Source organism: Pseudomonas endophytica (assembly GCF_001411475.1).
In the GTDB taxonomy this organism is placed as follows: domain Bacteria; phylum Pseudomonadota; class Gammaproteobacteria; order Pseudomonadales; family Pseudomonadaceae; genus Aquipseudomonas; species Aquipseudomonas endophytica.
In genome coordinates this window covers 1-1480 of sequence record NZ_LLWH01000140.1, presented here as the reverse complement: position 1 = coordinate 1480, position 1480 = coordinate 1, and the positions used below count along the sequence as shown (strand labels likewise).

Below are 1480 nucleotides of genomic sequence, written 5' to 3'. Positions count from 1 at the left end.
TGGGCAACGGGTCGGGCAGGGACTTTTGAGGGGCACGTTTGAGCGTGTCCATCGCTTCGCTGATGGTGCGCCCGGCTATTGCTTGCAGTTGGCTCAACTGGTTGATGAGTTGCTGCACGCCTTTACGCCCCAGCGCCCAACTGCTCAGGCTGCGGCTGAGCATGGTGATCAGCCCCTGTAGGATCGCGTCGAGGTTCTGAATCATTTCTGCGGTGTAGCGCGCCCAGTCAAGGGTGCGAAACCAGGTTTCGATGTCACCGCGAACATGGCGTGGCAAGCTGTCCAGAATCCGCCCCATGGGCTTGCCATGACGCAGCATGTTGCAGACGTTTTTCAACGCATCCCCGAACCCTGGCACCAGTGCGATCAGCGACAACACAAGATCCAGCCAATGCTCGTTGCTGTCCGGGGTACGCGTGAGTTGATAGAGGCAGCGCAAGATGTTGTAGGCATCGACGGCCTGCCCGACAAAAGGGATCAGCCCCAGTACGGTGCTGACCATCATCTGCGCCAATGACGCACCCTTGCCTTCAACCACCTCTTCAACCCAGTTGAGGATCTGTAAAAAGGTGTCATTTTCTAGCTGAGAAAGACCGGACTGGCTCATGCTTGGTCCTCCGGGCTATCTCTCAAAGGTACTTGCTTGTGCTCACCCGGGGTCGCAGGCGCAGCCTCATCACTGACGGGGTCATCGGCATAGGCATAACTCTCGAGCATGTCGTCGTAATCCACACTGAATGCCCCGGAAGCGGCGATTTCATCGGTGAAGTAGTGGTTTTGCCGATGTTCGTTTTCTTGTTGGCGATAGCGCTCAATAGCTCGCTCTGCCTCCTCTGGCGTGCAGGGCACAAAACCTGCGAGGCTGTTTTTGGCCTGCACAGCAACAGGAAAGGGCTTACGCGTGTCGTAACCGAAATAGGCGATCCCCGCCCCCGGCGGGTTGTCTATCCGTGCAGCGCCTTGATCGTCGAGAGCACCGGTTCTGAACGTGCCATCATCAAATTCCACCCGGTAGGGAGCGCCTACCTCAGGCTTCAAATCGGCGTAGGTATAGTGCAACTCAAGGGGAAGCCTCTTGATATGCACCGCGCTATCGTGTGCGACCTGCTTGATATTCAGATCCACCTCAGCGCCGCTGATATTGACTGGTCCCGAGGCACTAAAATCGAAGGTGTGACCATTGAGAGTGATCGTGCCATCGGCCTTCATCACCAAGATGGATTGGCCCACCCGAATTACAAATTCGTCTTCAACCTCAATGCAATAGCGGTTGCCAACGCATTCGGCTTTATTGACGCCGACCTGTTCACTCTGGCTAAGACCTACCGTGGTATTCATGCCTGCGCCGACGGTGCGCTGGTAAGCCGCGCCGATGGTCAGTGCTTTGGCGAGGCCAATGGTTTCTGCTTTGGCCAGGGCGATGGTTTCGGTTTTGTTGCCGCCGATGGTCACGCTGCGGTTGGCACCGATCTGGATGGTT

1 protein-coding gene and 1 pseudogene are annotated in these 1480 nt (G+C 56.7%); both read right to left on the bottom strand.

The genetic code is table 11. From position 1 onward, the window contains the following. Positions 1 to 607: pseudogene (locus AQS70_RS10020) on the bottom strand (hypothetical protein); the annotation flags it as partial. Beyond that, positions 604 to 1480 (bottom strand): bacteriophage T4 gp5 trimerisation domain-containing protein (locus AQS70_RS23775; RefSeq protein WP_420912347.1); only part of this gene is annotated, 877 nt, incomplete at its 5' end. The gene AQS70_RS23775 and the pseudogene AQS70_RS10020, both read right to left, overlap by 4 nt.